The sequence below is a fragment of the Sphingobium sp. genome (assembly GCF_041987595.1).
GTDB lineage: Bacteria > Pseudomonadota > Alphaproteobacteria > Sphingomonadales > Sphingomonadaceae > Sphingobium.
Genome location: NZ_JBHIWJ010000250.1, coordinates 1 through 533, shown reverse-complemented (window position 1 = coordinate 533; position 533 = coordinate 1). Strand labels below are relative to the sequence as shown.

Here is a 533-nt window from a genome sequence, read left to right as displayed (position 1 = left end):
CTCGACGACCAGCCCGCGCGACGGGTTCTTGCGCTCTTCGGCGGCGACCGCGATGATTGCCGAGTAATTTTCCTTGTCGCGACCCTGCACGAACAGATTGTTCGCAATCCGGCCGACCGACCCCGACGGCAGGTCGATCATATAGTTGGTCGCGGTTCCCTGCGTATCGTCGAAGCTGTTGTCGCTGACGTCGACCGCGATCGCACGCGTCTTCAGATAATGGCCGCCGCTGCCCTTTTCAAACCGTGTGCGGGTGACGGTCACGCGGCCATAGATGCCGGTGTAGACGCTGTGCGCGCAGCTCAAACCGCGGTCGCAGCGGCCGAGCCGCGAAAAGGTCGAACGGTCGATGGTCAGCGCGGCGTCCGCGTCGTCGGCAGTCAATATGCCTTCCTCGCTGTTGCGGAACAGGCTGTTCGCGACATCAAGGTCACTCCGTTCGAGCCGGATCCCCGCGCCATTGCCGTCGGGAACGCGCATATTCTGGAACACGAGACCATCGACACGCGCGCCAGCGCCGCGCAGCACCAGCG

Annotated in this window: 1 protein-coding gene; it reads right to left on the bottom strand. The window is 64.0% G+C overall.

Annotation, left to right across the window (positions count from 1 at the left end; all coding sequences use genetic code 11):
• Positions 1–533, bottom strand: a 533-nt coding sequence (locus ACFC3J_RS23025) for a right-handed parallel beta-helix repeat-containing protein (protein ID WP_375198221.1), incomplete at both ends; no start/stop codon positions are given.